The sequence below is a fragment of the Streptomyces gilvosporeus genome (assembly GCF_002082195.1).
In the GTDB taxonomy this organism is placed as follows: Bacteria; Actinomycetota; Actinomycetes; order Streptomycetales; family Streptomycetaceae; genus Streptomyces; species Streptomyces gilvosporeus.
Genome location: NZ_CP020569.1, coordinates 4,348,839 through 4,372,574 on the forward strand (window position 1 = coordinate 4,348,839; position 23,736 = coordinate 4,372,574).

The following is a 23,736-nucleotide window of genomic DNA, read 5'->3' on the forward strand; positions in this document are numbered from 1 at the left end:
CGCCCGACGGCACCGGGCACATGCAGTCTATGGGGGTGCTGGTGAGCGGAAACCGAAGGGTTGGCCCGGGAAGCCCGGCCCCGGATCGGTCAGCCGACCGGCCTGGTCCCCCGGTGGAGCGCCACCACACCGCCGGTCAGATTGCGCCAGGCGACCTTCGTCCAGCCCACGCCCTGCATCCGGGCGGCGAGTTCGGGCTGGTTGGGCCAGGTGCGGATGGACTCGGCGAGGTAGACGTAGGCGTCCGGGTTGCTGCTGACCGCACGGGCGACCGGCGGCAGCGCACGCATCAGGTACTCGGTGTAGACGGTCCGGAACGGCGCCCAGGTCGGCTCGCTGAACTCGCAGATCACCACCCGCCCGCCGGGCTTGGTGACCCGGTACAGCTCGGCCAGCGCGGCGTCGGTGTCCTGGATGTTGCGCAGCCCGAAGGAGATGGTGACCGCGTCGAAGACCTCGTCCGCGAACGGCAGCCGGGTCCCGTCACCGGCGGTGAACGGCAGCCACGGATGGCGCTTCTTGCCCTCCCGCAGCATCCCGACGGAGAAGTCGCACGGCACGACCTGGGCCCCGGTCCGGGCGAACGGCAGCGAGGAGGTCCCCGTACCGGCCGCGAGGTCGAGCACCCGCTCGGCGGGCCGCGCGGCCACCGCGCGCTCCACCGCCGTGCGCCACAGCCTCGCCTGCCCCAGGGAGAGCACGTCGTTGGTGAGGTCGTACCGCGCCGCCACGTCGTCGAACATCGCGGCGACTTCGTGCGGCTGCTTGTCCAGGGATGCTCGGGTCACCCGGCCATTGTCCACCGTGCCCCGGCCGGTACCCGCACCGGGCACGGCCCCACGCCGCAGAGCTGGTCGGGGACGGCCGGATTCCCCCAAGCTCTCGACTTCGCTCGAGCAGGGGGACCCCCACCCACACAACATCCGACCGTCCAGCGCTGCGCAGTGCCTCGTGAGCGGCCGGGCGCACCGGCCGTCCCCGCGCCCACGATCATGCCGGGCCGGATATGTCATTCCGTTTCCGTTGATGTCCCTTTGACGGAGGGCGGGATGGCGTTGACGGCACCTTGGCGCTCCCTGACGCACCGCGGCGAAGATCGCCCGGCGAGACGCCCCCCGGCCACTCGCCCCGCGCGCCGGCTCACCGCCGCCGGTACACCAGCCGCCCGCCCAGCACCGTCGCCAGACAGCTCCCGTCCGGCGCGAACACGGCGAAATGGGCCGGTCCGCCCACCGCCAGCGCCCGCGGCGACGGGCCCGGCAGCACCACGAGCCCCGACCGCTGGACCGCCGTACGCACCGCGGGGCGGGTGAACGGCCCGGTCAGCGCCGTCGTCCCGGCCGCCAGCAGACGCTGGAGCCCCCGCCGGGCGCTCGCGCCCCACCGCGCCTCGGTCATCCCGAGCGCGGCCAGCGCCTCCCCCGTGAGCGGCTCCGTGCCCAGTTCGTCGGCCTCGCGCGGATCGGGATGGTAGGCGGCCTCCAGCAGCGCGGCCCCGTCCGGCTCATGGCGCCCCGGCGTCAGCACGCCGTCCCATTCCCGCACGCGCGCCGTGGCGCCGTACGCCGCGAACAGCTCCTCGTACGGCCCGATGGCGGCGAGGGCGGCGCCGTCCACCACGACCGCGTCCCCGGGGGCCGCCGGGCCGTCGTGGACCGTGCGGACCCCTTGGACGCGGTGAAGTGTCAGCATCCCGCGCCTACTTGGCATCGATGAGCTTCAGCTCCGGATGCGCCGTGCCGCCCTCGATGGCCGTCGACGACAGATGCGAGACGACCTTGTCGTCCACCGGGTCGTTCGCCGGGTCTTCGTGCACGACCAGGTGCTCGTACGTCGTCGCGCGCTGCGCCGGCACCCGCCCCGCCTTGCGGATCAGATCGATGATCTCCATCCGGTTGGAGCGGTGCTTGGCACCCGCCGAGGAGACGACGTTCTCCTCCAGCATGATCGAGCCCAGGTCGTCGGCGCCGTAGTGCAGCGACAGCTGGCCGACCTCCTTGCCGGTGGTCAGCCACGAGCCCTGGATGTGCGCGACGTTGTCGAGGAAGAGCCGGGCGATGGCGATCATCCGCAGGTACTCGAAGAGGGTGGCCTGCGTACGGCCCTTCAGATGGTTGTTCTCCGGCTGGTAGGTGTACGGGATGAAGGCCCGGAAGCCACCGGTGCGGTCCTGGACGTCCCGGATCATCCGCAGATGCTCGATCCGCTCGGCGTTGGTCTCGCCCGTGCCCATCAGCATCGTGGACGTCGACTCCACCCCCAGCCGGTGGGCCACCTCCATGATCTCCAGCCAGCGCTCGCCGGACTCCTTCAGCGGCGCGATGGCCTTACGGGGCCGTGCGGGCAGCAGCTCGGCCCCGGCGCCCGCGAAGGAGTCCAGCCCCGCGGCGTGGATCCGCCCGATCGCCTCCTCCACGGACACGCCGGAGATCCGCGCCATGTGCTCCACCTCGGACGCGCCGAGCGAGTGGATCACCAGCTGCGGGAACTCCTTCTTGATGGCCGCGAAGTGCTTCTCGTAGTACTCGACGCCGTAGTCCGGGTGGTGCCCGCCCTGGAACATGATCTGGGTGCCGCCCAGCTCGACGGTCTCCGCGCAGCGGCGCAGGATGTCGTCGAGGTCGCGCGTCCAGCCCTTCGCCGTGTCCTTCGGCGGGGCGTAGAAGGCGCAGAACTTGCAGGCCGTCACGCACACATTGGTGTAGTTGATGTTCCGCTCGATGATGTACGTCGCGATGTGCTCGCTGCCCGCGTAACGACGGCGGCGCACGGCGTCGGCGGCCTGGCCCAGCGCGTGCAGCGGCGCGGAACGGTAGAGGTCGAGCGCCTCCTCCGGCGTGATGCGGCCGCCCTGTGCGGCGCGGTCGAGTACGGACTGGAGGTCGGCGTTCTCGGTCACCGGGGCGTCCCTTTCGGAGGCGGGCATAACGACCGAACCAGCGTACGTCAGGGGTCCGACGGCCTCGGCCGCCGGTCCGGGGGTCGCCCCCGGCCGCCCGGTCAGCGCTTGGTGAGCGTCGACGTCGGGGTGCCGCCCGCACCGTCGTCCGACGTGAACGCGAGCGTGCCGTCCTTGCGGAAGGTGTACGTCACCCGGGACGCGCTCCCCGTGCAGCCGAACCCCTGCTTCCCGTCGGGCCGCTCCCGCAGCACCAGCCGGTTCGGCGTGGCCGACACCAGCTTCGCCTTGGCCTTGCACTGGACCACCACCACGTCGTAGGTGGTGTGGATGACGTAATCGCCCTTGCCGCCCGGCCTGATCACGCTGGTCATCGAGCCGTTGCCCATACCCCGGGCCGTGGTGACGCTGCCGGTCCAGGTGCCGAGGAAGTGCGGGGCGACGGTGGGCCCGGGTGTGGGCGCGCCGCTGCCGGGCGGCGGCTTGGCCGCCGTGTCCGCTCCGCCGGGCCCGCCCGGCAGCAGCCGGAAGAACACGGCCGCGGTCGTCGCGACGGCCAGCGCACCGGCCACCGACAGCACCAGCGTGCAGCTCACCCGCCGCGGCCGCTCCTTGCCGCCGACCGCCCCGGTCAGCGCGACCCGCCGCTCCTTGGGGGCGGCGTCCGCGGTCGGCGCCTCGGCCGCCGCCACCCCGGCCACGGGCCAGGGAGCCGACGGCGGCCCCTCCGGCCGGGCGGGTGCGCCGAAGGCCCCGGACACCTGGGTGTCGAACGGCACCAGCCCGGAGGGGAGTTCGCCCTGGGGAGGAGGCGGCATGCCGGGGTTGGCCGGGTCTGGGGTCGCCGGACCGTACGGGGCAGGGGTCGCCGGACCGTACGGCGTCGGGGTCGCCGGACCCGCGTGAGCCTGCGTGGCCGGGCCGAGGGACGCCCCACCAGGCTCCTCCCCCGCCGCCTCCAGACTCAGCAGCTCCACCGCCCGCCGGCTCACCTGCTCCACCACGGGCCCCGGCAGCCACCCGGACCGCACCAGCCCCGCGGCCCCGCCGCTCGCCTCCCCCGAGAGCCGCGCCGCGAGCTCGGCCGGAGCGGGCCTCCCGGCCGGGTCCTTGGCGAGGCAGGCGACCACCAACTCCCGCACCTCACCCACGAGTTGCGGCCCCAGCACCGGCTCCTCGTGCACCACCTTGTAGAGCAGCGCGGCCGACGAGTCCCCCGCGAACGGGCTGACCCCGGTCGCCGCGAACGCCAGCACCGCCCCCAGAGAGAAGACGTCCGCGGCCCCCGCCGCCCCCGTCCCCACGATCTGCTCGGGCGCCATATAGCCGGGCGATCCGACCGAGACCCCGGTGGACGTCAGCGAGACCGTCCCCGCCATCGCCCGCGCGATCCCGAAGTCGATCAGCAGCGGACCGTCCAGCGTCAGCATCACGTTCGACGGTTTGACGTCCCGGTGGACGAGCCCCAGCCCGTGCACGGCGGCCAGCGCCTCGGCCAGCCCGGCGCCCAGGGCCCGTACGGAATGCTCGGCCAGCGGACCGACATCGGCGATGGCCTGGGCGAGCGAGGGCCCGGCGACGTACCCCGTGGCGACCCACGGAACGGACGCGTCCGGATCGGCGTCCAGAACGGGCGCGGTCCAGGCGCCGCCCACCCGCCGCGCCGACTCGATCTCCCGCCGGAACCGCGCCCGGAACTGGTCGTCGGCCGCGAGCTGCGCATGGACGATCTTCACGGCCACCGTGCGGCCGCCCGCACTGCGCCCCAGATAGACCCGCCCCATGCCACCGGCACCGAGCCGGCCCAGCAGCCGGTATCCCCCCAGGACCCGTGGGTCGTCACCGGCCAGCGGCTCCATGGCTGCCTCCCCCTCGTACGGCCCCTCACACGCCGCACATCACCTTAGGGCCCGCGCCCGGCGGATCGCCGGGAACCCGCCCCATTGTCCGCACCGCCCGACCCGGAGGCCGTCAACAGCCCTGTGGAGCGGTTCAGCGGACCCAGGCGCGGGTGAGGGCCTGGACGGCGGAACCGTCGAGGTCGGCGAGGGTGGTTCCGACGAACTCCCGGGCCCACTCCGAGGTCTGGACCCGGAACGCCGGGTTCTCGCCGGTCAGCGCCTCGATGATCGGGGCGGCGGCCTCGGCCGGGGTCTGGGCGCTGGCGAAGGCGTCCCGGGTGCGGCCGAGGTACGCCTCCATGGCCGGGGCGTAGGGCCCGGCCGCGGCGAGCAGCGCGGGGACGTCGAGGCCGATGTTGGCGACGAACTCGCTCGCCACCGCGCCCGGTTCGACCACGGTGACATCGACGCCGACGGTGGCGGCGACGGGGGCGAGGGACTCCATGAAGCCCTCGACGGCGAACTTGGCCGCGCAGTACGCCTCGTTGAACGGCTGGCCGACGGCGCCGCCGACACTGGTGACGGTGATCACCCGGCCCCGGGCGGCGCGCAGATGCGGCAGGGCGGCACGGGTGGCGGCCACCACGCCGAAGAAGTTGACCTCCATGGCGGTGCGGACATCGTCGAGGCTCATCTGCTCGATGGTGCCGACCTGGGCCGCACCGGCGTTGTTGATCAGCGCGTCGAGGCGGCCGTGCTCGGCGATCACCTCGTCCAGGCAGGCGGCGATGCTCTCGGGGTCGACCACATCCAGGCGCTTGACCTGGATACGGTCGGCGACCCCGTTCTCCTCCGCCGCCTTCAGCAGGGCCTCGGCCTTGCCGGTGTTGCGCATGGTGGCGATGGTGGTCCAGCCGGCCTCGGCCGCGGCCAGGGCGGCGGCCAGGCCGATGCCGGAGGACGTGCCGGTGATCAGAACGGTCTTCGGGGAGGTCATCAGGGCTCTCCTGTCGAAAGGAAGCGGATCGGCGATAAACGGGGAGCTCTCCGGTTAGTCGTAAGCTAACCGGAGAGCTCCCCGGTTGTCCAGTTAGACTGGCCTCCCGACGAACGGAGCAGCCTTGACCAGCAAGCCGAGCCCGATGCGGGCCGATGCCCGCCGCAACCGGGAGCGCATTCTCGAAGCAGCCGTGCGCGCCTTCTCCGAGAAGGGCGCGGACGTTCCGATCGACGCGATCGCAAAAGCCGCGGGCGTCGGCTCGGGCACGCTCTACCGCCACTTCCCCACGCGCGAGGCCCTGGTCGAGGCGGCCTACCGCAACGAGCTGGCCCGCGTCTGCGACAGCGCCGCGCGGCTGCTGGCCGACTACCCGCCGGACCGGGCGATGCGGCTGTGGATGGACAAGTTCATCGACTACCTGGCCGCCAAGCAGGGCATGGCAGAAGCCCTGCGGGCCGCGGTCGCCTCCGGCGCGGACCCCTTCGCCGAGTCCCTCGACAGGCTCAGCACCGCGCTCGAATCGCTGCTTCGGGCCGGCGCCGACGCCGGCCTCCTGCGCTCGGACGTCGACTCCCTCGACGTCGGCTTCGGCCTCGCCGGCGTCGCACTGATCACCGGCGCGCCCGCCCAGCGCGAACGGGCCGGCCGCCTCCTCGACCTGATCCTCGACGGGCTCCGCTACGGGGCGGCCCGGTAGCCGCCGCCGGCCGGGCCGAGGACCGCTCCTTAAACTCCCGCCGCCCCCAGCAGGTCAACCCTCACATCGGCCGGGAAACCGGTCGTCGGTCCCACCCGGCGGGCGAATTCCGTGACGCCGCGGAGCTGCTCGGCCCCGAAGCGGAAATCCAGCGTGGTGAAGTACCGCTCCAGCACCGCCTCGTCGAACGTCTCCCAGCGCGCCGCCTGCTCCGCGACCTTGGCGACCTCCTCCAGCGACAGATCGCGGGAGGCCAGAAACGCCTCGTGGACCTTCTCGACGACCAGCGGCTCGCGCTCCAGGTACTCCCGCCGGGTCGCCCATACGGCGAAGACGAACGGCAGACCCGTCCAGTCCTTCCACATCTGCCCGAGGTCGTGCACCTCCAGGCCGAGCTTGGGCCCGTCGTGCAGATTGGCGCGCAGCGCGGCGTCGCCGATCAGCACCGCGGCGTCCGCCTCCTGCATCATCAGCCCGAGGTCCGGCGGGCAGCTGTAGTACTCGGGCCGCACGCCGACCTTCTCGGCCAGCAGCAGCTGGGCCAGCCGTACGGAGGTCCGCGAGGTCGAGCCGAGGGCTACCCGGGCGCCGTCCAGCTGCTCCAGCGGCTTCTGCGAGACGATCACGCAGGACATCACGGGCCCGTCGCAGCCGACCGCGAGGTTCGGGAACGCCACAAGATCGTCCGCCGCCCGCAGGAACTCCACCAGGGTCACCGGCGCGATATCGAGCTCACCGCGGATCAGCTGCTCGCTCAGCTTCTCCGGCGTGTCCTTGCTGAGGTCCAGATCGAGCAGCGTGCCCGTACGCGCCAGGCCCCAGTAGAGGGGCAGGCAGTTCAGGAACTGGATGTGGCCCACCCGGGGCCGGCTGCGACGGTGGTCGGCCGGAGCGCCTGCGGGTGCGTCTCCAAAGGTTGAATTGTCCACATGCGGAGGCTAGACCCGTGCCCCCTGAAGCAATGCGGCGGGTCCGCGCAGCGGCCGTACGAGTGTCGGGCAGGCGTCCGCGTATGCCTCTCACCTGCCCCGAGTAAACGTGATCTTTGGCTCTTCCGCCTCATGAGTGCACCGTGCTACGCTCAGCGCAAGTTGCAGTTTGGTTTCCCTTGCAGTACAGAGCCTGCGGAGCATGTGACCCGCAGGCTTTTGTAGTTTTCAGACTTGTTTGCAGGTTCTGGAGCAGGGCAACCCTTTGGCCCAAGGAGGGCTTATGGCTACCGGAACCGTCAAGTGGTTCAACGCTGAAAAGGGCTTCGGCTTCATCGCCCAGGACGGCGGCGGCCCGGATGTCTTCGTCCACTACTCCGCGATCAACGCCTCTGGCTTCCGCTCCCTCGAGGAGAACCAGCAGGTCACCTTCGACGTCACGCAGGGCCCGAAGGGTCCGCAGGCGGAGAACGTAACCCCCGCGTAGTAAGTTGCCCGGCCCGGAATAATTCCTGGTCACTCTTACGCAGTACCCAAGGAGCCCCACTCCCCGCTTCGGCGGGGAACGGGGCTCCTGCCTTTTTGGGGCCATGTCTTTTGGGGCCACGTCCCCGCGATTGCCATTTCCGCGCGTACGGCACCGCGCGCCCTGAATGACATCCGTATGAATTCCCGCCCTCGGTGCATCGAACAACGAGAAACGGGCGACCACGGGCACCGGCCACCGTCACAGCCCCCCGCCACCGGCCGCCGACAAAAACAAAGGCAAGGAGCTCGACCACTCCTTGCCACTCTCAACGTATAGCGCACTGGGGGGCTTGCGGCAAGGCCCCGGTCGTGCCGCAGAATCACCGGCCGACGCCAGAATCTGCGCACATACATGGGGGTTGTGATGATCGACGTGATCATTGCCGGCGGTGGACCGACCGGTTTGATGCTCGCCGCCGAGCTGCGGCTGCACGGCGTGCAGGTTCTCGTACTGGAGAAGGAGCCGGAGCCGACCAGGGTCGTCCGCGCACTCGGCCTGCACGTGCGCAGCATCGAGGTGATGGACCAGCGCGGTCTGCTGGAGCGGTTCCTCGCGCTCGGCAAGCAGTACCGGGTCGGCGGTTTCATCGCCGGCATCGACAAGCCCTGGCCCGAACGGCTGGACAGCGCGCACGGATACGTCCTCGGCATCCCGCAGCCCGTCACCGCTCGGCTGCTGTCCGAGCACGCCACCGACCTCGGCGCCGAGATCCGCAGCGGCTGCGAACTGGTCGGGCTGAGCCAGGACGACGACGGGGTGACCGTGGAGCTGGCCGACAAATCACAGTTGCGCTCGCGCTACCTCGTCGGCTGCGACGGCGGCCGCAGCACGGTGCGCAAACTGCTCGGCGTCGGCTTCCCCGGGGAGCCCAGCAGGGTCGAGACGCTGCTCGGCGAGATGGAGGTCGGCGTGGACCAGGAGACGCTGACCACCGTGATGACCGAAGTCCGCAAGACCCAGAAGCGGTTCGGCTTCGGGCCCTTGGGGGAGGGGGCGTACCGCGTCGTCGTGCCCGCCGAGGGGGTGGCCGAGGACCGCACGGTCCCGCCCACGTTCGAGGAGTTCAAGAAGCAGCTGCGGGCGACCGCGGGCACCGACTTCGGCGTGCACTCGCCGCGCTGGCTGTCCCGCTTCGGCGACGCCACCCGGCAGGCCGAGCGCTACCGGGTCGGCCGGGTGCTGCTGGCCGGCGACGCCGCGCACGTCCACCCGCCGACCGGCGGGCAGGGCCTCAACCTCGGCATCCAGGACGCGTTCAACCTCGGCTGGAAACTGGCCGCCGAGGTCGCCGGCTGGGCGCCGGAGGGGCTGCTGGACAGCTACGAGGGGGAGCGCCATCCGGTGGCCACCGTCGTACTGGACCACACGCGCGCACAGATGCAGCTGATGTCCACCGAGCCGGGCCCCCAGGCGGTGCGCCGGCTGGTGGAAGAGCTGATGGACTTCGAGGAGGTGAACCGCTACCTGATCGAGAAGCTCACCGCGATCAGTGTCCGCTACGACTTCGGCGAGGGCCACGAACTGCTCGGCCGCCGGATGCGGGACGTGCAGCTGAAGCGCGGCCGCCTCTACGAGCTGATGCGCACCGGACGCGGCCTGTTGCTGGACCAGACCGGCCGACTCTCGGTGGCGGGCTGGGCGGACCGGGTCGACCACGTCGTCGACGTCAGCGAGGAAATGGACGTGCCCGCGGTGCTGCTGCGGCCGGACGGCCATGTGGCGTGGGTCGGCGAGGACCAGCGGGAGCTGCTCGGCCACCTGCCGCAGTGGTTCGGCGCCGCCGCCGGCTGACCGCACCCGGCCTGCGCAACTACTCCCCGGGCTGGGGGTGATGGGCCTCAGCCGTCGTCGCCGAGAGCCGCGAGCAGGGCCGTGGCCTCGGCGCGCAGCCGGTCGATGTCCACGTCGTCACAGCAGATCTGCATTCCCAGGCCGGTCGCATGGAGCTGACCGGAAAACTCGTAGAACGACTGGTAGTTCAGACCCGGCCGCAGCCCGTCGGCCGGGTCCCGGAAGACCGACACGGTGGCGACGCAGATCCGCTTCGTCTCCTCCGGGCCCGGCGCCCCCGTGTCGGCCTCCGAAAAGTCGAGCTCCACGTCGTAGTACTCGGCCGTGTCGGGCAGGTCCAGCATGGCCTGCGCGAACTGCCTTACATGGGCGGCGTTGTGGAACGGCAGGATCTCGGTGAAGAGGGGATGACACGCCCTCAGCAGCCATCGCCGCCGCCCGGTCGCCTCCCGCTCGTACACCACCGAGAGCACCGACGGGCGATCCGCCGACAGACTGGCGTCGTCCCAGGCGTACTCGAATGCGCCCGTGTATCCCACGGGGCCGGTAGCTGCTGCGCTAGGCACGGAACGCGTCGTCTTTGACGGCCGTGACGAAGCGGGTCCAGGCGGCGGCCGGGATGACGACCGTCGGGCCGTCGGGGGCGGTTTTGGTGTCGCGGACGGGGACTAGGCCGGGGAGGCTGTCGGCGACCTCGACGCAGTTGCCGCCGTCGCCGTTGCTGTGGGTGCTCTTGCGCCAGCTGGCAGCGCCGGGGAATCCTTCGGCCACCTCGACGCAATCACCGCCGTCGCCGTTGGTGTAGCTACTCGTACGCCATATGGCGGCGCTCAAGTCAATCTGCCTGCTTGCCATTTCGATTGTCCTCTGCCGCTGCCTCGACCATGGGCAGGGACGCCTCAGGCGGCAGTGCGGCGGCCCTGAGCCGATCGTACGACTTGCGATACTGCTTCACGAGTGCCGGTTCTTCGATGGTGTCACCGCTGTACGAGGACTCCGTGTATACGAGCGGCGGCGCGTCGGGGAAGGTCATGATCTTGGCCATGCCAAGCATCAGCGGATACGGCCCGCTGTTCCACGGAAGGACCTGTAGAACGATCCGCCGACGCAGCGCCAACGCCGCGATATGGCCCAGCTGTTCGGTCATTTCCTTCGACGGAAGGATGGGGTGACGGAGCAGCAACTCGGGCAGGATCACCCAGTACTCCGGGGTCTTCTGGTCGTCGTCGAAGAGGCAGGCCCTCGCCATACGGGCGTTGACTTTCCCGTCCACCTCCTCGTCGGACGCCTGCGGATGCGCCGCCAGCACGACCGCCCGCGCGTACGCCGCAGTCTGCAGTAGGCCAGGGATCATGGTGGGGCACCACTCCTCGATGGACTCAGCGTGCTTCTCGGCTCCAGGACCTTCTCGAAATACCCGGCATGCCCCGCCAGCCGCGCCTTCCGCACATCCCCGCAACGCCGCTCGAAAAACCCGTCCGTCCCCAGCACGCGATCCACGTGCACGGCCATGTCCAACGGCATACGCCGCTGCCCGCGCTCGATCTCGCTCAGGTAGCTCGGCGAGTAGTAGATGCCGTCGACGATCGCCTGGAGGGTGAGGCCCGCCTTCTCCCGTTTCCAGCGCAACTCGGAGCCGTAGAAGGCGGGGACACTCGCTGAGCCGTCAACGTCCTTGCGTGCGGGCATTTTTCACCGTTCCACGGATCTTGCACCGAAGGGGAAATCCCTTCCAAGCTACGCGGCTCCACGGCACTCTGTGAGTGATTCGTCACTATGCGCAAGGAGTCGCCATCCATGCTTGAGCACAGCCGCAACCACGACGACGTGGACGACTGCACCGAAGACCTCCGCGCCGCGCTCGCGGCCAACGGGATCACGCTGCCGTCGCTCGGGCCCGAATTGGCGGCCTACGCGGGCAGCTACCGCCTCTCGCTCATCGCACTCGGGAATTGCAACACCATGACGGCGCGCAAGCTGACGGCTGCACTGCGTAAGGCCGCGGGGGAATGAGAGGCCCCGTGCCACCTCCCCCACAGAGGTGACACGGGGGTTCCAGTCTGACGCGCCGAGCGCCCCGGCTCCATAGGCGAGGGGCGGCCTTTTTTCAACGACAGCCTGAGTCACCCCCGCAACCGTGCGACCAGTCCGGGGGCATGGCCATCAACCCCAAGGAAGTTGACGAACATGTCTGATCTTATCCGAAGGATCTCGCTCTTGGTAGTGAGTTGGTTACTTCCGGCTCGCGGGGGGCATCGGGCGCCCGCTCGACGCACCCCACCCACCGGGCCGCGCCACGCCGCCCGCTCGGTGCCACCGGTGCGCACGTTCCGCCGGCCCGCCGAGGTGCCGCTGCGGGGTGAGGAAAGTTGCCTGGTCAGGCCGTATCTGCTGACCGGGCAGGAGTGCCGGCTGCGGCGCGAGCGGCGGGTGAAGACGGAGGTGCCGCTGTGGTGAGGGGGCGGCGCCGGAACTCGGCCAACCGCCGTATCGCTACTGCGCGGGCAGCGCGAACGCCGCCCTCGTTATGCGCTCCGCGACCGGATTCATCTGCTCGCCCTTGGCGTCCACGGCGTTGACGGAGTAGACGAGGGTCCGGGACAGGTCCCTGGTCGCCGCGAGCATCGTGTTGTAGCCGGGCCTGGCGCCGGTCTTGAGCCAGATGATCTTTCCGTGGCCCGCGTCGTAGCGTTGCAGACCGGCGCTCATCGTGGCGCCCTTGATGTGCGGGACCGTGAACATCTCCCGATCCAGGAGCGGCTGCGGGACGATCTTCCCCCGGAAGAGGGCGACGAGGAACTTCTCCAGGTCGGCGGTGGTGGAGATCATGTCGCCGGCCGCCCGGCGGTCGGACATGTTCCATTCCGTCGCGTCCACGAGACGGCCGTCCGCCAGCTTCTGGTAGCCGCGGTTGTGCGGGCCGTGGATCCGCGGGTCGGGGCCGACGGGGAAGGAGGTGTGCCGCATACCGGTCGGGCGGAAGATGCGGACCGCGGCCTGGTGTGCGTACGAGTCGCCGGTGACCTTCTCGATCAGCAGGCCGAGGACGGTGTAGTCGATGTTGTCGTAGCGCTGCTTCTTCCCCGGGCCCTCCCCGGGGCCGCGGTACGGGCCCTTGGCGACGGAGGCCGCGACGACGGCTTCCGGGGTGAGGGTCTTGAAGCGGTTCTCGTACCCTTCGCCGTTCTCCGGGCCGAGGGTCGCGCCCGGTTGGAGTCCGCTGGTGAAGGTGAGCAACTGCCGGACGGTGAGGGGCTGGAAGGCGCCGGTCAGCAGGCCGGGGAGATAGCGCTGCACCGTGCCGTCGAGGTCGATCCTGCCCTCGGCGGCGAGTTGCAGAACGAGGGCCGCGGTGACCGTCTTCGTGGTGGAACCCGCGCGGAAGCGGGCGTTCTCCAGGGCCTTGCGGTGGCTCGGGAGGTCGCGGACGCCGGCGCTGCCGTGCCAGCTGCCGTTGCCGCCGACGCGTACCAGGGCGGCGGTGGTGTCCTTGTCGGGGAGGCCGCGGAGGGCCTTTTCCAGGGCCGGGACGTTGGGGCCGGTCGCTCCCTGAATGGCCCGTGCGGGGGCCGCCCGGGCTGCGGCGCCCGGCGCACCGGGCGTATCGGCCAGGGCCGGGGCCGACGCGCCGCCGGAAACGAGGGAGAGGGTGGCGGCGGCCAGAGCGGCGGTGAGGGCCGTAAAGGGGCGTCTGAAGCCGTGCTTGAGGAGGGACAAGGGGAGCTCCGCGGGATGAGCGGCCGGTGTGTACGGCTTCATGCTGCCGAGTGCGCCCGCGCCGCGGATCATCACGAAGGAGGGCGTCGACCCTGATCCGCCCCCGAGGCGGATGGGCCCAACTGGGCTGTACGGCTCAGGGGTTCGTCAGGGTTGTTCCCTAGGGATGGTGTGCCGGAGGGTCATTGCCTGGCGTACAGCGCCTCGATCTCGTCCGCGAAGTCGCGGGCGACCGCCGAGCGACGCAGCTTCAGGGACGGGGTGAGATGGCCGGTGTATTCCGTGAACTCCGTCGGCAGGACGGCGAAACGGCGGATGGACTCGGCGCGGGAGACCAGGCCGTTGGCGTCGTCGACGGCATGCTGAATATCCGTCAAGAGCTGTTTGTCCTGGGTGAGTTGGCCGAGCGGAACGTCCCGCTTCTTGGTCATCTGGCGCCAGTGGGAGAGGCCGTCGGGGTCGAGGGCGATCAGAGCCGTGATGTACGGGCGGTTGTCGCCGATGACCATGCACTGGCCGACCAGAGGGTGGGAGCGGAGGCGATCCTCCAGGGGGGCGGGGGCGACGTTCTTGCCGCCCGTGGTGATGATGATCTCCTTCTTGCGGCCGGTGATCGTCAGATAGCCGTCGGCGTCCAGGGCGCCCAAGTCCCCCGTGGGCAGCCAGCCGTCCCGGTCGGTCATCGGGACGGCGGCGCCGCGGGCCGCGTCCCAGTAGCCGGTGAAGATCTGGCCGCCGCGGAGCAGGATCTCGCCGTCGTCCGCGATACGGACCGCGCTACCGGGCAGGGGCCAGCCGACCGTGCCGATACGGGGGCGCAGGGGCGGGGTGACGGTGGCGGCGGCGGTGGTCTCCGTCAGGCCGTAGCCCTCGAAGATCTCGATGCCGGCACCGGAGTAGAAGGCCGCGAGGCGGTGTCCCAGAGGGGAGCCGCCGCAGATGGCGTAGCGGACCTTGCCGCCGAGCGCGGTCCGTATGCGGCGGTAGACCAGCGGGTCGTAGAGCTTGCGGGCGGCCTTGAGGGCGACGCCGGGGCCGGGACCCGCCCCGTGTTCCTGGGCCTCGACCGCTTCGCCGTAGGCGCGGGCTATCCGGGCGGCGCGGTCGAAGGAGGCGGCACGGCCCATCTTCTCGGCGGTGGCGCGGCCGGTGTTGAAGACCTTCTCCAGGACGTAGGGAATGGCCAGGAGGAAGGTGGGCCGGAAGGAGGCGAGGTCGGCGAGCAGGTCGTCCGTCTGGATGCTGGGGGCGTGGCCGAGGCGGACGCGGGCGCGGAGGCAGCCGATGGCGACCATGCGGCCGAAGACGTGGGAGAGGGGCAGGAAGAGCAGGGTGGAGGCGGGCTCCGAGCTGACGGACCGGAAGACCGGGTGGAGGAGTTCGACGGCGTTGTCGACCTCGGCGAAGAAGTTGGCGTGGGTGAGGGCGCAGCCCTTGGGGCGGCCGGTGGTGCCCGAGGTGTAGATGAGGGTGGCGAGGGAGGCGGGGCCGACGGTGCTGCGGCGTTGGTCGACGACCTCGTCCGGGAGGTCGCGGCCCGCGGCGACAAGCTGGGAGACGGCGCCCGTGTTGAACTGCCAGAGGTGTTCGAGGGCCGGGAGTTCGCCGCGGATGCCGCTGATCAGACGGGTTTCCTCGACGTTTTCCACCACGCAGGCGCGGGCTCCGGAGTCGTGCAGGATCCACCGGGCCTGGTGGGCGGAGGAGGTCGGGTAGAGGGGGACGGTGACCAGGCCGGCCGCCCAGGCGGCGAAGTCGATCAGGGTCCATTCGTAGGTCGTACGGGCCATGATGGCGAGCCGGTCACCGGGGAAGAGGCCGTGCGCTATCAGGCCCTTGGCCACCGCCCTTACCTCGGCGGCGAATTCCGCGGCGGTGATGTCCCGCCAGGCGCCGCTGGGCTGCTTACGGGCCAGGACGATGTCGGCGGGGGCCTCGGCGGCGTTGGTGAAGGGAAGGTCGCCGAGGGAGCCGGTGCGGACGGGCGGGGCGAGGGCGGGAACGAAGACCTCGCGAACGGTGCCGTCGCGGAGGGCCTTCTGCGGTGGCACGAGGGCGGGGGCTCCGGGTGCGGCGGCGGTGGCACCGGGGACGGAGGCGGCGCTTTCCTTGCTGAACACGAGCGGCTCCTCATGTCTTCCGTATTTCGTGCGTGAAATCGGCGAACTGACGGCGCGTTCTGGTGTGAAGGGGGCGCGGGGGGTGCGGTGGGAGCGGGGCGCGCGGGAGGGGCTCATGGCGAAGGCCCGGGGCATCCCCTGACCCGCCAGTAACCTTACTTCGACGTAAATTTACGCGAGGACCAGCAGTTGGCCAATGCCCTGGTACCGCCTTCGTCCGATGCCCCTCCCGGGGATGGGCCCAGTCTCCCGGGGACGGGATCAGCCGCCCGGGGACCACCGTTCGCCGTCCGTCATCCGACCGAGTCCGGCCCAGGCGAAGTTCATCAGCGTGGCCGCCGTGTCCTTGGCCGAGGGCCGCTCCCCCGCCCCGTAAACACCGGACGCCGCCGGGGAGTTGGCCCACTCGGCGAGCGATTCGGCCGCGCCGACCAGCGCATGGCCGAGACCGGCCACCTCGCGGTCGGCCAGTTCCCCGGCGCAGCCCGCCTCCTTGGCCGCCGCGCCGATCAGATCCGTCACGAACTCCACGATCTCGGCGCGCATCGCCGCCACTTCGAGCGCGAACGGCTCACCGTGCGTACGTGCCTGCTGATGCAGTACGGCCCAGCCGTCCGGGTACGCGGCGGTGTGCGCGAAGAAGCCCGTCAGCCCGCTCCACAGCTGCCGGTCGGCCGGCGCCTCCGGCTCGACGGCCGCGGTCACGGCGGCCACCAGCGCGGCCGCCTCCCGCCGGATGACGGCGCTGAACAGTTCGTCCTTGGAGTTCAGATAGAGGTAGACCAACGGCTTGGACACCCCCGCGCCCTCGGCGATCTCGTCCATCGAGGCCGCCCGGTAGCCGCGCCGGGCAAAGGTGCGCACCGCCGCGTCCAGCATCTGCTGCTCCCGGACCGCCCGCGGCACCCGCTTGCTCTTCACGGCACCCATGCCGAATGTCCCTCCGTCCCGCCCCTTTAGCGCATTTACTGCCCAGTAAGTTTACGATCTTCGCCCTCCGTCCCCGATTTCTTGACAGAACTTCGACGGTGGCGAGACGATACGTCTCGTCACGTGATCCTGGACCACCGCCCACCCCGACTACCGACAACCGCCCCCCCGACTACCGAACACCGACTACCGACAGGACGGCCGTGCAGCAATTCGTCGAAGCCTCCAGCCCCGGCATCCGCCTGTGGACCGAGCAGCGCGGGTCCGCCGACGCGCCTCCGTTGTTGCTGGTCATGGGCGCCCAGGCGACCGGCGTCGGCTGGCCGGAGCCGCTGGTGGACGCGCTCGCCGCGCACCACCGGGTCATCCGCTACGACCACCGCGACACCGGCCGCTCCAGCTGGCCGTTCGAGGAACGGCCGTACCGGATCGCCGATCTCGCCGAGGACGTCGTCGCCGTCCTGGACGGGCTGGGCATCGAGCGAGCGCACATCGTCGGGCTGTCGCTCGGCGGCATGCTTGCCCAGTTGGCGCTCGCCGACCACCCCGACCGGTGGATCAGCGCCACTCTCATGGGCACCAGCGCCCTCAGCACCACCCCCTACACCCGCCCCGACGGCACGACGGTCCCCGTCGACGAGCTCCCGGGGATCGCGCCCGAGGTCCTGGAGATGTGGGCCCGCCCCGTCGAGGACCACGGGCCGGCGACCGAGGTGGAACGCCGCATCGCACACTGGCGGGTACTCGCCGGTGACCGACTCCCCTTCGACGCCGACTTCTTCCGCACCCTCGAACACCGCGTCATCGAGCACACCGGCCACTACCGCGTCGGCACCGCGCACGGCCGTGCCGACCACAGCGGCCTGCTCCGCTCCGACGCGCTCGCCGAGAACGAGGTCCCCACCCTCGTCATCGCCGCCCCCGCCGAGCCGGTCTTCCCGCCCCCGCACCCGCAGCACCTCGCCCAGTCCGTCGGCAACGCCCGCCTCGTCGAGATCCCGGGCATGGGCCACGCCCTCCCGCCGGCCGTCCACGCCCCGCTCGCCACGGCGATCCTGCGGCATACGGGCGCGGTGCCGCCCACGGCCTAGCTCCCCCGCGCGGCGACCGGCCCCGGACGACGCCGACGCCCCCGCAGCCGATCCGTACGGGACGTACTGGCTGCGGGGGCGCCGTTCGTGCGGTCAGCGGTCAGGGCTGTCCGGTCGGGGCCTGGCTTCCCGAGGTGCCGTTGCGCGGGGTGAGGCACAGCAGGTAGGTGTGCGTGACCCGGTGGTGGTGCACCGTCCTGTAGTACCGGCCGTGGTAGCTGAAGGCACCGGGGACGTCCTGGCAGGTGCGGGTGCTGAACACGCCGTCGTACTCGTACCGCTTCGCCACCGTGTAGTTCGCCTTGGAATCGGAGCATTCGGTCCTGGTCGCGTCACTGCCGGGGGCGGTGCTGGTGACGTGCAGACAGTCGCCGACCTTGGCGTAGCGCGGACTGTCGCTGGAGCCGCTGAAGAAGAACTTCGCCACCAGGCCGACCACGATGACCACGCACAGGATGACGATGCCCCAGCCGACGCAGCCGAAGTTCCAGCGACTGCCGGTACTGGCCGCGGGCGTGGGTGCGGGCGGGGCCGGCGGGTAGGGCTGCTGACCGTACGCCGGGGGCTGCGGCTGGCCGTATGCGGGTTGCTGACCATATGCGGGCTGCTGACCGTATTGCGGCGGTGCGTCGTACGGCTGGCCCGGTTGTCCGTACGGCTGGCCCGAGTTCGGCTGTTGCGGCGGGAAGCCGTACGGCTGCTGACCCGACGAACCGGGTGGCGGTGGTGGTGCGGTCACGAGTCCCCCGAAAGTTGATGCGAATCACTAAGCGCTGAGGCAGCCTAGCGAGAGGTGGCGCGGGGCGCAGGACCCGGGCCCGAGCACGGACCAGCGGGCGCTGCGGCTCTCCTTGCGTCGTGTCGCCATGCTTCCTCTCCCGCGCGGAGTTGTGTGCAAAGCGTGGAGCGCGACCGGGCTGGACGAGGTGCCGTCGTGACCCCTGCGAGCTGCGATTGTGAGGGGATCGGAGTCATTCGTTGAGCCATTGTTCATCTGATGTACACCAACGATGGGCCTACTGAGGCCCCACTTGTTCGCAACTTGTTCGCATGAGTCGCCGGACAGGTGCTCACCCCCCACGTTCATCCCCTGTGTGGCCCCGCATGAATCCCCTCAAACCCCTCTGTGCGTACCCCTGGAGAGACCGTGACCGTGCTCCCGCCGAGGACCGCCGTCCTCACCGGCGTCCTTGCCGTATCCGCCGCCCTCACCCTCAGCGCCTGCGGCGCGACTCCCGACGCGTCGACCAGCCCCGACGGCAAGAACGCGGCCACCGCGAGCACGGCCCAGGCCGTCGGCGGCATCGGCGCCCTGGCCGCGGCGGCCAAGAAGGAGGGCACCCTGCATGCGATGGCGCTGCCCCGCACCTGGGCCAACTACGGCGCCCTGATCGACGGGTTCGAGAAGAAGTACGGCATCAAGGTCGAGGTCGAGAACCCGAACGGCGCCAGCCAGGACGAGATCAACGCGGTCACCTCGCGCAAGGGCCAGGACCGCGCGCCCGACGTCCTGGACCTCGGCAGTTCCTTCGCGCAGAGCGCCGCCCAGAAGGGGCTGCTCGCGCCGTACATGGTCGCCGGTTTCACTGACATCCCCGATGGCCAGAGGGACTCGATAGCCCGCTGGGCGAACGACTACGGCGGCTACATCTCCTTCGGCTGCGATGCCAGACGTGTGCGGACCTGCCCGACCAGCTTCAAGGATCTGCTCAAGCCGGAGTACAAGGGGCAGGTCGCGCTCAACGGCACCCCCACCAAGTCGGGCTCGGCCTTCGGCGCCGTGTACGCGGCCGCCCTCGCCGACGGCGGCTCGTTCGACAACATCCAGCCCGGCATCGACTTCTTCGCCAAGCTGAAGAGGAGCGGCAACTACACGCCCGTCGCCTCCACCCCGGCCACCATCGCGAAGGGCGAGACGCCGATCAGCATCGACTGGGACTACCTCAACGCCGGATACACCGACGAGCTCAAGTCCAAGGGCCTCGACTGGACGGTCACGGTCCCCTCGGACGGCAAGTTCTCCCAGTACTACTCGCAGGCCATCAACGCCGATGCGCCGCACCCCGCGGCCGCGCGCCTGTGGCTGGAGTACCTGTACAGCCCCGAGGGCCAGAACCTCAGACTCAAGGGATACGCCCGCCCGGTTCTGCTGAACGCCATGAAGAAGGCCGGCACGCTCGACAAGGCGGCCGCGGCGAAGCTGCCGAAGGTCTCCGGCACACCGAGCTTCCCCTCCGAGTTCCAGCAGGAGAGCGCCAAGACCTCCATCACCCAGAACTGGGGCGATGCCGTTTCCCATTGACCGCGAGGCGCATCAGGACCGACGCGCTGCCCGCCGCTCCCTCTCGGCGGCGGGCAGCCCGGCCGGCGAACCTCGTGCCGGGTCGGCAAGCGCGCCGCGAGAACCAGTGCAGGCAGTGCGGGGGACGCTCGGCGCGGAAGAGTGCGTCGCATGACGACCGGCGGCGCGGCCCGGCGGGAGCCGAGGGGCGGCGGTCAGGGGGCCGCCGCGGCGATGACGCGCTGTGCCTCTTTCTTCACGAGAGTGGTCAACTTGGCCGGCGTCAGCTGCGTAGCGGGGGCGGGAAGAGTGCGGCCGTTGAGCTGGATGAGGGGGACGTCTCCCAGGTGCGCCTTGGCGTATTCCGACTGGGACGCGGCCACCCACCCCGTTCGCTCGTCCCTGTCGACACACAGCTTGAACCCGTCGTGATCGATCTTCTTGGCCTTCTTCGCCAGCTTGATGAGCAGCGCCCGGTCCTTCAGGGCGTCGTCTCCGGGAGCGGGCTGGTGCTGCCACACCTGATCCATGAACGCGGTCAACCGCCCCTGGTCCTGTGCACAGGCGGCCGCGGCCGCCGCTTCCTTGGCACCGCTTCCGCCGTACTTTTCGTCGCTCTGCGTGACGAGACGGTAGTTGATCTGGACCTGTCCGGACGCCAGAAGCCGGGAGAACGTGGCGGCGTACCCCTGGGCGAACGTCTTCGACTGCGGGCTGCGCGGGTCCTCGAACACCGTGAGCGTCACCGGCACGGTCGGCCGCACCGGCAGGTCCAGCTTCGTCCCGCTCCCCACCCCCACCGCATTGTTGGGCGCCTCGACCGTGCTCGCCCTACCGCCACGCACAACCTGGCCGACCGCCGCCGCCCCTCCGAGGACCGCCGCGAGGCCGACGGCGATCACCACGTAGTTGCCCCAGTTGGATCGCCTCGAACGAGATCCCCCCTGTCGAGTGGACTCGCTCTCGTGCTCCTTGTTTGCCGTTGACGTCACCATGCGTACCTCTATCCCAGGACAATCGACATATTCGGCGACCGCGCCGCTTGGCACCACCGCGCCTCCGCCAGCCACCACACGCCGAACGAGGCACTGCTTTGGCCATCCCACTGTGCCAGGGTTCTCGCCGCCACCACCTCTCGGGTGGCACCTGCGGCTCCAGGGCGGGCCTCGCCCCTCGCCATCCGACTCTCCACATGGATGAGCCCCGGCCTGTCCGCAGCCGGGGCTCATCCTAGGGACTCGCTGAGAAACTAGGCAGCGGCCGCCGCCGGGACCTTCTCCTCGGCGCCACCAGAGGCGGCCGAGTCCAGGCTGATGCTCTTGGCCCCGTCGAACGCCTCGCGGTCGAGGATCTTCTCCCGGGCGGAGACCAGGATCGGGATGACCGATTGGCCTGCGACGTTCGTAACCGCCCATTGACTATGTACGTTCATCAGTGCGGCGGCTGCCGGAGGGGACAGCAGGTCATGGCCAAGCCTAAGCGCGTAGGGATCTACGTACGCATCAGCAAGGACCGCAAGGGCCAGGAGCTGGGCATCCAGCGCCAGGAGAAAGCCTGTCGCGAGCTGTGCGAACGGCTCGGGTGGGGAGTGCTCAAGATCTACGCCGAGAACGACACATCGGCATCCACGACGAGCAAGCGACAGCGCAAGGTGTACACGGAGATGCTCCGGGACGCCCGGGCTGGCGTCATCGACGGGATCGTCGTCTACTCGATCGACCGCCTCACGCGACGCATCGCGGAGCTGACGTACTTCCTTGAGGAGCAGAAGGAGCACGGGTTCGCGTTCGCCACCACGGAGGGCGAGGACACGGCTACAGCCAACGGGCGCATGATCCTGACGATCAAGGGCGCGGTGGCTCAGCAGGAGACCGAGCGCATGTCAGAGCGGATCAACCTCTCGCTCCTCCAGCGTCGCGAGAAGGGCAAGCCCCACGCCGGCGGCAGTCGACTGTTCGGCTTCAAGGAAGGCTCCCACTTCCAGGAGCTGGAGCCCGGCGAAGTCGAGTTGATTCGACTGGGCTACGAGATGCTGATGGACCAGAAGACCCCTGGGGACGTAAGCCGCAAATGGAACGAACACGGCGCGCGCACCCCTGAGGCGGGAACGGCCTGGGACATCCAGAAGATCAAGCGTGTGTACCGCTCCGAGCGCATCGGCGGCATCGTGACGTACAAGCGCCAGGACATCGGAGACAGCATCTACCCGCACCCGCTCACGCGGCAGGAGTGGGAGAACGTCCAGACAGTGCTCGACAGCCGCGCCAGGCCCGCCGGAAAGGGCGCCGGCAAGCGCAAGCACGTGTACTCGGGCTTCCTGACATGCGGCCACTGCGGCTCGACCATGCGGATCCAGTGGGCGACCATCCAGGGACGCACGTTCCGCCGGGCGTTCTGCCACTCAGCTCAAATCGGCGCGAACGGCGAGCACGGTTGCGGCAAGGTAAACCGTCGCTACGACTGGATCGAAGAACGCCTGAACGAGGTCGTGGAAGCCGCGCTGTTGGCGCGCAGGCCCAAGCCTCAGACCCCGCCCACTGACGACGTCACCGAAGAGATCAAGGTCTTGGAGGAGCGCATCCGGGGTCTGCGCAATCGCTGGAAGGAGGGTGGCATGGAGGACGAGGACTACTTCGACTCGCTCTCTCATCTCCGCAGCGACTTGCAGGCACTCCGCGCCCGCGAGGCGGCTGCCACCGTCAAGGAGGCCCGCACCGAGACAGACGCGCTCGCGGTCTGGAGGGACGAGGAGATGCAGAACCTCGAACGGCGCCGGGCCATCGTGGCGAGCGTGATCGCCGAATGCGAGGTCTTCAGCGTCGGGAGGGGACGTAAGAAGCCCCCTGAGCTGGATTCGATCAGAGTGTGGCCCGTGGGCGCCGAGCGGGATTAGGGCACACCATCCACTCGCCAGCATACCGACGCCCCGTCACTATGGCGGTGACGGGGCGTCCATCTGCGCCCATGCGGGATAAGGAGTCAGGGCACTCTCGGTGCAGCCTCCGAGCGTCGGTTCTTCGTATCGCCTACGCCATGCTTTGAACAGCGCCAGTCTCACCCTAAGTACAGGTCCCCTGGTCGGGGAGGGAGGGAGAAGCCCCTGACGGGGCGCCTCCGCCGCCTCGCTCTACTTGAGCTGTGCAAAGGCCACTTGAGGGAGGCAAGGAGGCTGATGCTCGCCCTGTCTCAGTATCCCAAATAGAGGGTACCGAGGGGGAGGCTCAGCCCCCCTGTACGGAGAGTGATTGAACCTGGCTCCAACTAGATCCACCGCACTGCTTCTGCACAGGCATCCCCGACTACCTTCGGGTGCACACCAGCCCGGTTCAGGTCTATGAGGCAAGCTTCCACGCCTCTCACTACCTCCGCCTCGGCACACGCCTGCTGCACCTTCGGCCCGACCTTGTAGCCAGCCTTCTCGACAACACGCTCACAGTCACCAGGTGTGGCGTGCGCAGGAGCGCTTGTAACGAGCGGAAGAGCAGCAGCCGCTACCAGCACCCCGGTGACGCTAGCCAGTCGACGCAATGACGACTTTCGCATGAAATCCCCCTTCTTTGGTCGAACGCCGGCCCTCAGCCAGCGCGTTGATCATTTTATCATTTTTTACCATTCCAGCTCTTTGGTGATCGCCGGATATCGGACATGAAGTTCGACCGCGTTCGACAGTGAACTAACAGCGCCCATCATGAAGTTCAGTGCTGGGCCCAGAAGTTGCCGGTTCGAGGCGGGGCGGGTACTCAACTACAACGAGTGTTAGGGGTGGCCATAAATGGCTGTATCGAGTGCACCAACCTTCAGTGGATCCTCGCCTGACATGGACCGCGGGCCGAAGGCTGAGTGCGCCCAGTGCGGCCGCGTCCGGCATGGACACCAATGCGAGATCTTCAGTGTCGGGAGGGTGCGTAAGA

At 69.9% G+C, this 23,736-nt stretch carries 22 protein-coding genes and 1 pseudogene; 8 read left to right on the top strand and 15 right to left on the bottom strand.

Features of this window, described 5'->3' with window-relative positions; genetic code table 11:
- Window positions 1–89: 89 nt before the first annotated feature.
- The 5 genes from B1H19_RS19265 to B1H19_RS19285 all read right to left on the bottom strand — a co-directional run bounded on the left by B1H19_RS19265 (window position 90) and on the right by B1H19_RS19285 (window position 5,737).
- The gene (locus B1H19_RS19265; RefSeq protein WP_083105895.1) at window positions 90–788 is read right to left on the bottom strand and encodes a demethylmenaquinone methyltransferase; all 699 of its coding nucleotides are present in this window, start codon (window positions 786–788) and stop codon (window positions 90–92) included.
- Window positions 789–1,140: 352 nt separating this feature from the next.
- On the bottom strand, window positions 1,141–1,692 hold the full coding sequence (locus B1H19_RS19270) for a hypothetical protein (RefSeq protein WP_083105896.1): 552 nt from the start codon (window positions 1,690–1,692) through the stop codon (window positions 1,141–1,143).
- Window positions 1,693–1,699: 7 nt separating this feature from the next.
- Window positions 1,700–2,899, bottom strand: coding sequence for a cyclic dehypoxanthinyl futalosine synthase (gene mqnC, locus B1H19_RS19275; protein ID WP_083105897.1), 1,200 nt, complete (start codon window positions 2,897–2,899; stop codon window positions 1,700–1,702).
- A gap of 101 nt (window positions 2,900–3,000) precedes the next feature.
- Window positions 3,001–4,758: a serine/threonine-protein kinase gene (locus tag B1H19_RS19280; RefSeq protein WP_083105898.1), complete on the bottom strand. Its 1,758-nt coding sequence runs from the start codon at window positions 4,756–4,758 to the stop codon at window positions 3,001–3,003.
- A 133-nt stretch (window positions 4,759–4,891) separates the two neighbouring features.
- On the bottom strand, window positions 4,892–5,737 hold the full coding sequence (locus tag B1H19_RS19285) for an SDR family NAD(P)-dependent oxidoreductase (protein ID WP_083105899.1): 846 nt from the start codon (window positions 5,735–5,737) through the stop codon (window positions 4,892–4,894).
- 124 nt (window positions 5,738–5,861) lie between these two features.
- Between B1H19_RS19285 and B1H19_RS19290 the strand changes: the two genes are divergently transcribed.
- Entirely contained in the window at window positions 5,862–6,437 is a 576-nt protein-coding gene (locus tag B1H19_RS19290; protein ID WP_083105901.1) for a TetR/AcrR family transcriptional regulator, read from the top strand.
- Window positions 6,438–6,466: 29 nt separating this feature from the next.
- Here the strand turns inward: B1H19_RS19290 and B1H19_RS19295 are convergent, their stop codons facing one another.
- Window positions 6,467–7,366 carry a menaquinone biosynthetic enzyme MqnA/MqnD family protein gene (locus tag B1H19_RS19295; protein ID WP_083105903.1) on the bottom strand — a complete coding sequence of 300 codons (900 nt, stop codon included), beginning with the start codon at window positions 7,364–7,366 and terminating at the stop codon, window positions 6,467–6,469.
- 283 nt (window positions 7,367–7,649) lie between these two features.
- On the opposite strand from B1H19_RS19295, the gene B1H19_RS19300 reads away from it, so the two are divergent.
- The gene (locus B1H19_RS19300) at window positions 7,650–7,853 is read left to right on the top strand and encodes a cold-shock protein (RefSeq protein ID WP_030667277.1); all 204 of its coding nucleotides are present in this window, start codon (window positions 7,650–7,652) and stop codon (window positions 7,851–7,853) included.
- A gap of 405 nt (window positions 7,854–8,258) precedes the next feature.
- On the top strand, window positions 8,259–9,686 hold the full coding sequence (gene rox / locus B1H19_RS19305) for a rifampin monooxygenase (protein WP_083105904.1): 1,428 nt from the start codon (window positions 8,259–8,261) through the stop codon (window positions 9,684–9,686).
- A 47-nt stretch (window positions 9,687–9,733) separates the two neighbouring features.
- Here the strand turns inward: rox and B1H19_RS19310 are convergent, their stop codons facing one another.
- From B1H19_RS19310 to B1H19_RS19320, 3 genes and pseudogenes are all read right to left on the bottom strand, one after another.
- Window positions 9,734–10,225, bottom strand: coding sequence for a hypothetical protein (locus B1H19_RS19310; RefSeq protein WP_083105907.1), 492 nt, complete (start codon window positions 10,223–10,225; stop codon window positions 9,734–9,736).
- Window positions 10,226–10,244: 19 nt separating this feature from the next.
- Window positions 10,245–10,541 carry a DUF397 domain-containing protein gene (locus B1H19_RS19315; RefSeq protein ID WP_083105908.1) on the bottom strand — a complete coding sequence of 99 codons (297 nt, stop codon included), beginning with the start codon at window positions 10,539–10,541 and terminating at the stop codon, window positions 10,245–10,247.
- A pseudogene (locus B1H19_RS19320) lies at window positions 10,522–11,375 on the bottom strand (helix-turn-helix domain-containing protein). Before B1H19_RS19320 ends, B1H19_RS19315 begins: the two are co-directional and overlap by 20 nt.
- A 108-nt stretch (window positions 11,376–11,483) precedes the next feature.
- On the opposite strand from B1H19_RS19320, the gene B1H19_RS19325 reads away from it, so the two are divergent.
- Window positions 11,484–11,699, top strand: a complete 216-nt coding sequence (locus tag B1H19_RS19325; RefSeq protein WP_083105909.1) for a hypothetical protein — start codon at window positions 11,484–11,486, stop codon at window positions 11,697–11,699.
- A 306-nt stretch (window positions 11,700–12,005) separates the two neighbouring features.
- Window positions 12,006–12,143 (top strand): hypothetical protein, encoded by a 138-nt coding sequence (locus tag B1H19_RS38730; protein ID WP_159028088.1) that lies wholly within the window; start codon window positions 12,006–12,008, stop codon window positions 12,141–12,143.
- Between the two features lie 36 nt (window positions 12,144–12,179).
- Here the strand turns inward: B1H19_RS38730 and B1H19_RS19330 are convergent, their stop codons facing one another.
- From B1H19_RS19330 to B1H19_RS19340, 3 genes are all read right to left on the bottom strand, one after another.
- Window positions 12,180–13,403: a serine hydrolase domain-containing protein gene (locus tag B1H19_RS19330; RefSeq protein ID WP_237289401.1), complete on the bottom strand. Its 1,224-nt coding sequence runs from the start codon at window positions 13,401–13,403 to the stop codon at window positions 12,180–12,182.
- Between the two features lie 182 nt (window positions 13,404–13,585).
- A complete protein-coding gene (locus B1H19_RS19335) occupies window positions 13,586–15,523 on the bottom strand; it encodes an AMP-dependent synthetase/ligase (RefSeq protein WP_237289403.1) in 1,938 nt (645 codons plus the stop codon).
- Between the two features lie 261 nt (window positions 15,524–15,784).
- Window positions 15,785–16,453 (bottom strand): TetR/AcrR family transcriptional regulator, encoded by a 669-nt coding sequence (locus tag B1H19_RS19340; protein WP_083105910.1) that lies wholly within the window; start codon window positions 16,451–16,453, stop codon window positions 15,785–15,787.
- Window positions 16,454–16,656: 203 nt separating this feature from the next.
- On the opposite strand from B1H19_RS19340, the gene B1H19_RS19345 reads away from it, so the two are divergent.
- Window positions 16,657–17,544 (top strand): alpha/beta fold hydrolase, encoded by an 888-nt coding sequence (locus B1H19_RS19345; protein WP_083105911.1) that lies wholly within the window; start codon window positions 16,657–16,659, stop codon window positions 17,542–17,544.
- A gap of 100 nt (window positions 17,545–17,644) precedes the next feature.
- Here the strand turns inward: B1H19_RS19345 and B1H19_RS39875 are convergent, their stop codons facing one another.
- Window positions 17,645–18,283, bottom strand: a complete 639-nt coding sequence (locus tag B1H19_RS39875; RefSeq protein ID WP_107426057.1) for an LppU/SCO3897 family protein — start codon at window positions 18,281–18,283, stop codon at window positions 17,645–17,647.
- A gap of 408 nt (window positions 18,284–18,691) precedes the next feature.
- Between B1H19_RS39875 and B1H19_RS19355 the strand changes: the two genes are divergently transcribed.
- Window positions 18,692–19,846 carry an ABC transporter substrate-binding protein gene (locus B1H19_RS19355; RefSeq protein WP_083105913.1) on the top strand — a complete coding sequence of 385 codons (1,155 nt, stop codon included), beginning with the start codon at window positions 18,692–18,694 and terminating at the stop codon, window positions 19,844–19,846.
- 194 nt (window positions 19,847–20,040) lie between these two features.
- Here the strand turns inward: B1H19_RS19355 and B1H19_RS19360 are convergent, their stop codons facing one another.
- Window positions 20,041–20,730: a DsbA family protein gene (locus B1H19_RS19360; protein WP_237289405.1), complete on the bottom strand. Its 690-nt coding sequence runs from the start codon at window positions 20,728–20,730 to the stop codon at window positions 20,041–20,043.
- 344 nt (window positions 20,731–21,074) lie between these two features.
- Window positions 21,075–21,257 (bottom strand): hypothetical protein, encoded by a 183-nt coding sequence (locus B1H19_RS19365; protein WP_083105915.1) that lies wholly within the window; start codon window positions 21,255–21,257, stop codon window positions 21,075–21,077.
- A 33-nt stretch (window positions 21,258–21,290) separates the two neighbouring features.
- Between B1H19_RS19365 and B1H19_RS19370 the strand changes: the two genes are divergently transcribed.
- Window positions 21,291–22,718, top strand: coding sequence for a recombinase family protein (locus B1H19_RS19370; RefSeq protein WP_083105916.1), 1,428 nt, complete (start codon window positions 21,291–21,293; stop codon window positions 22,716–22,718).
- Window positions 22,719–23,736 lie beyond the last annotated feature (1,018 nt).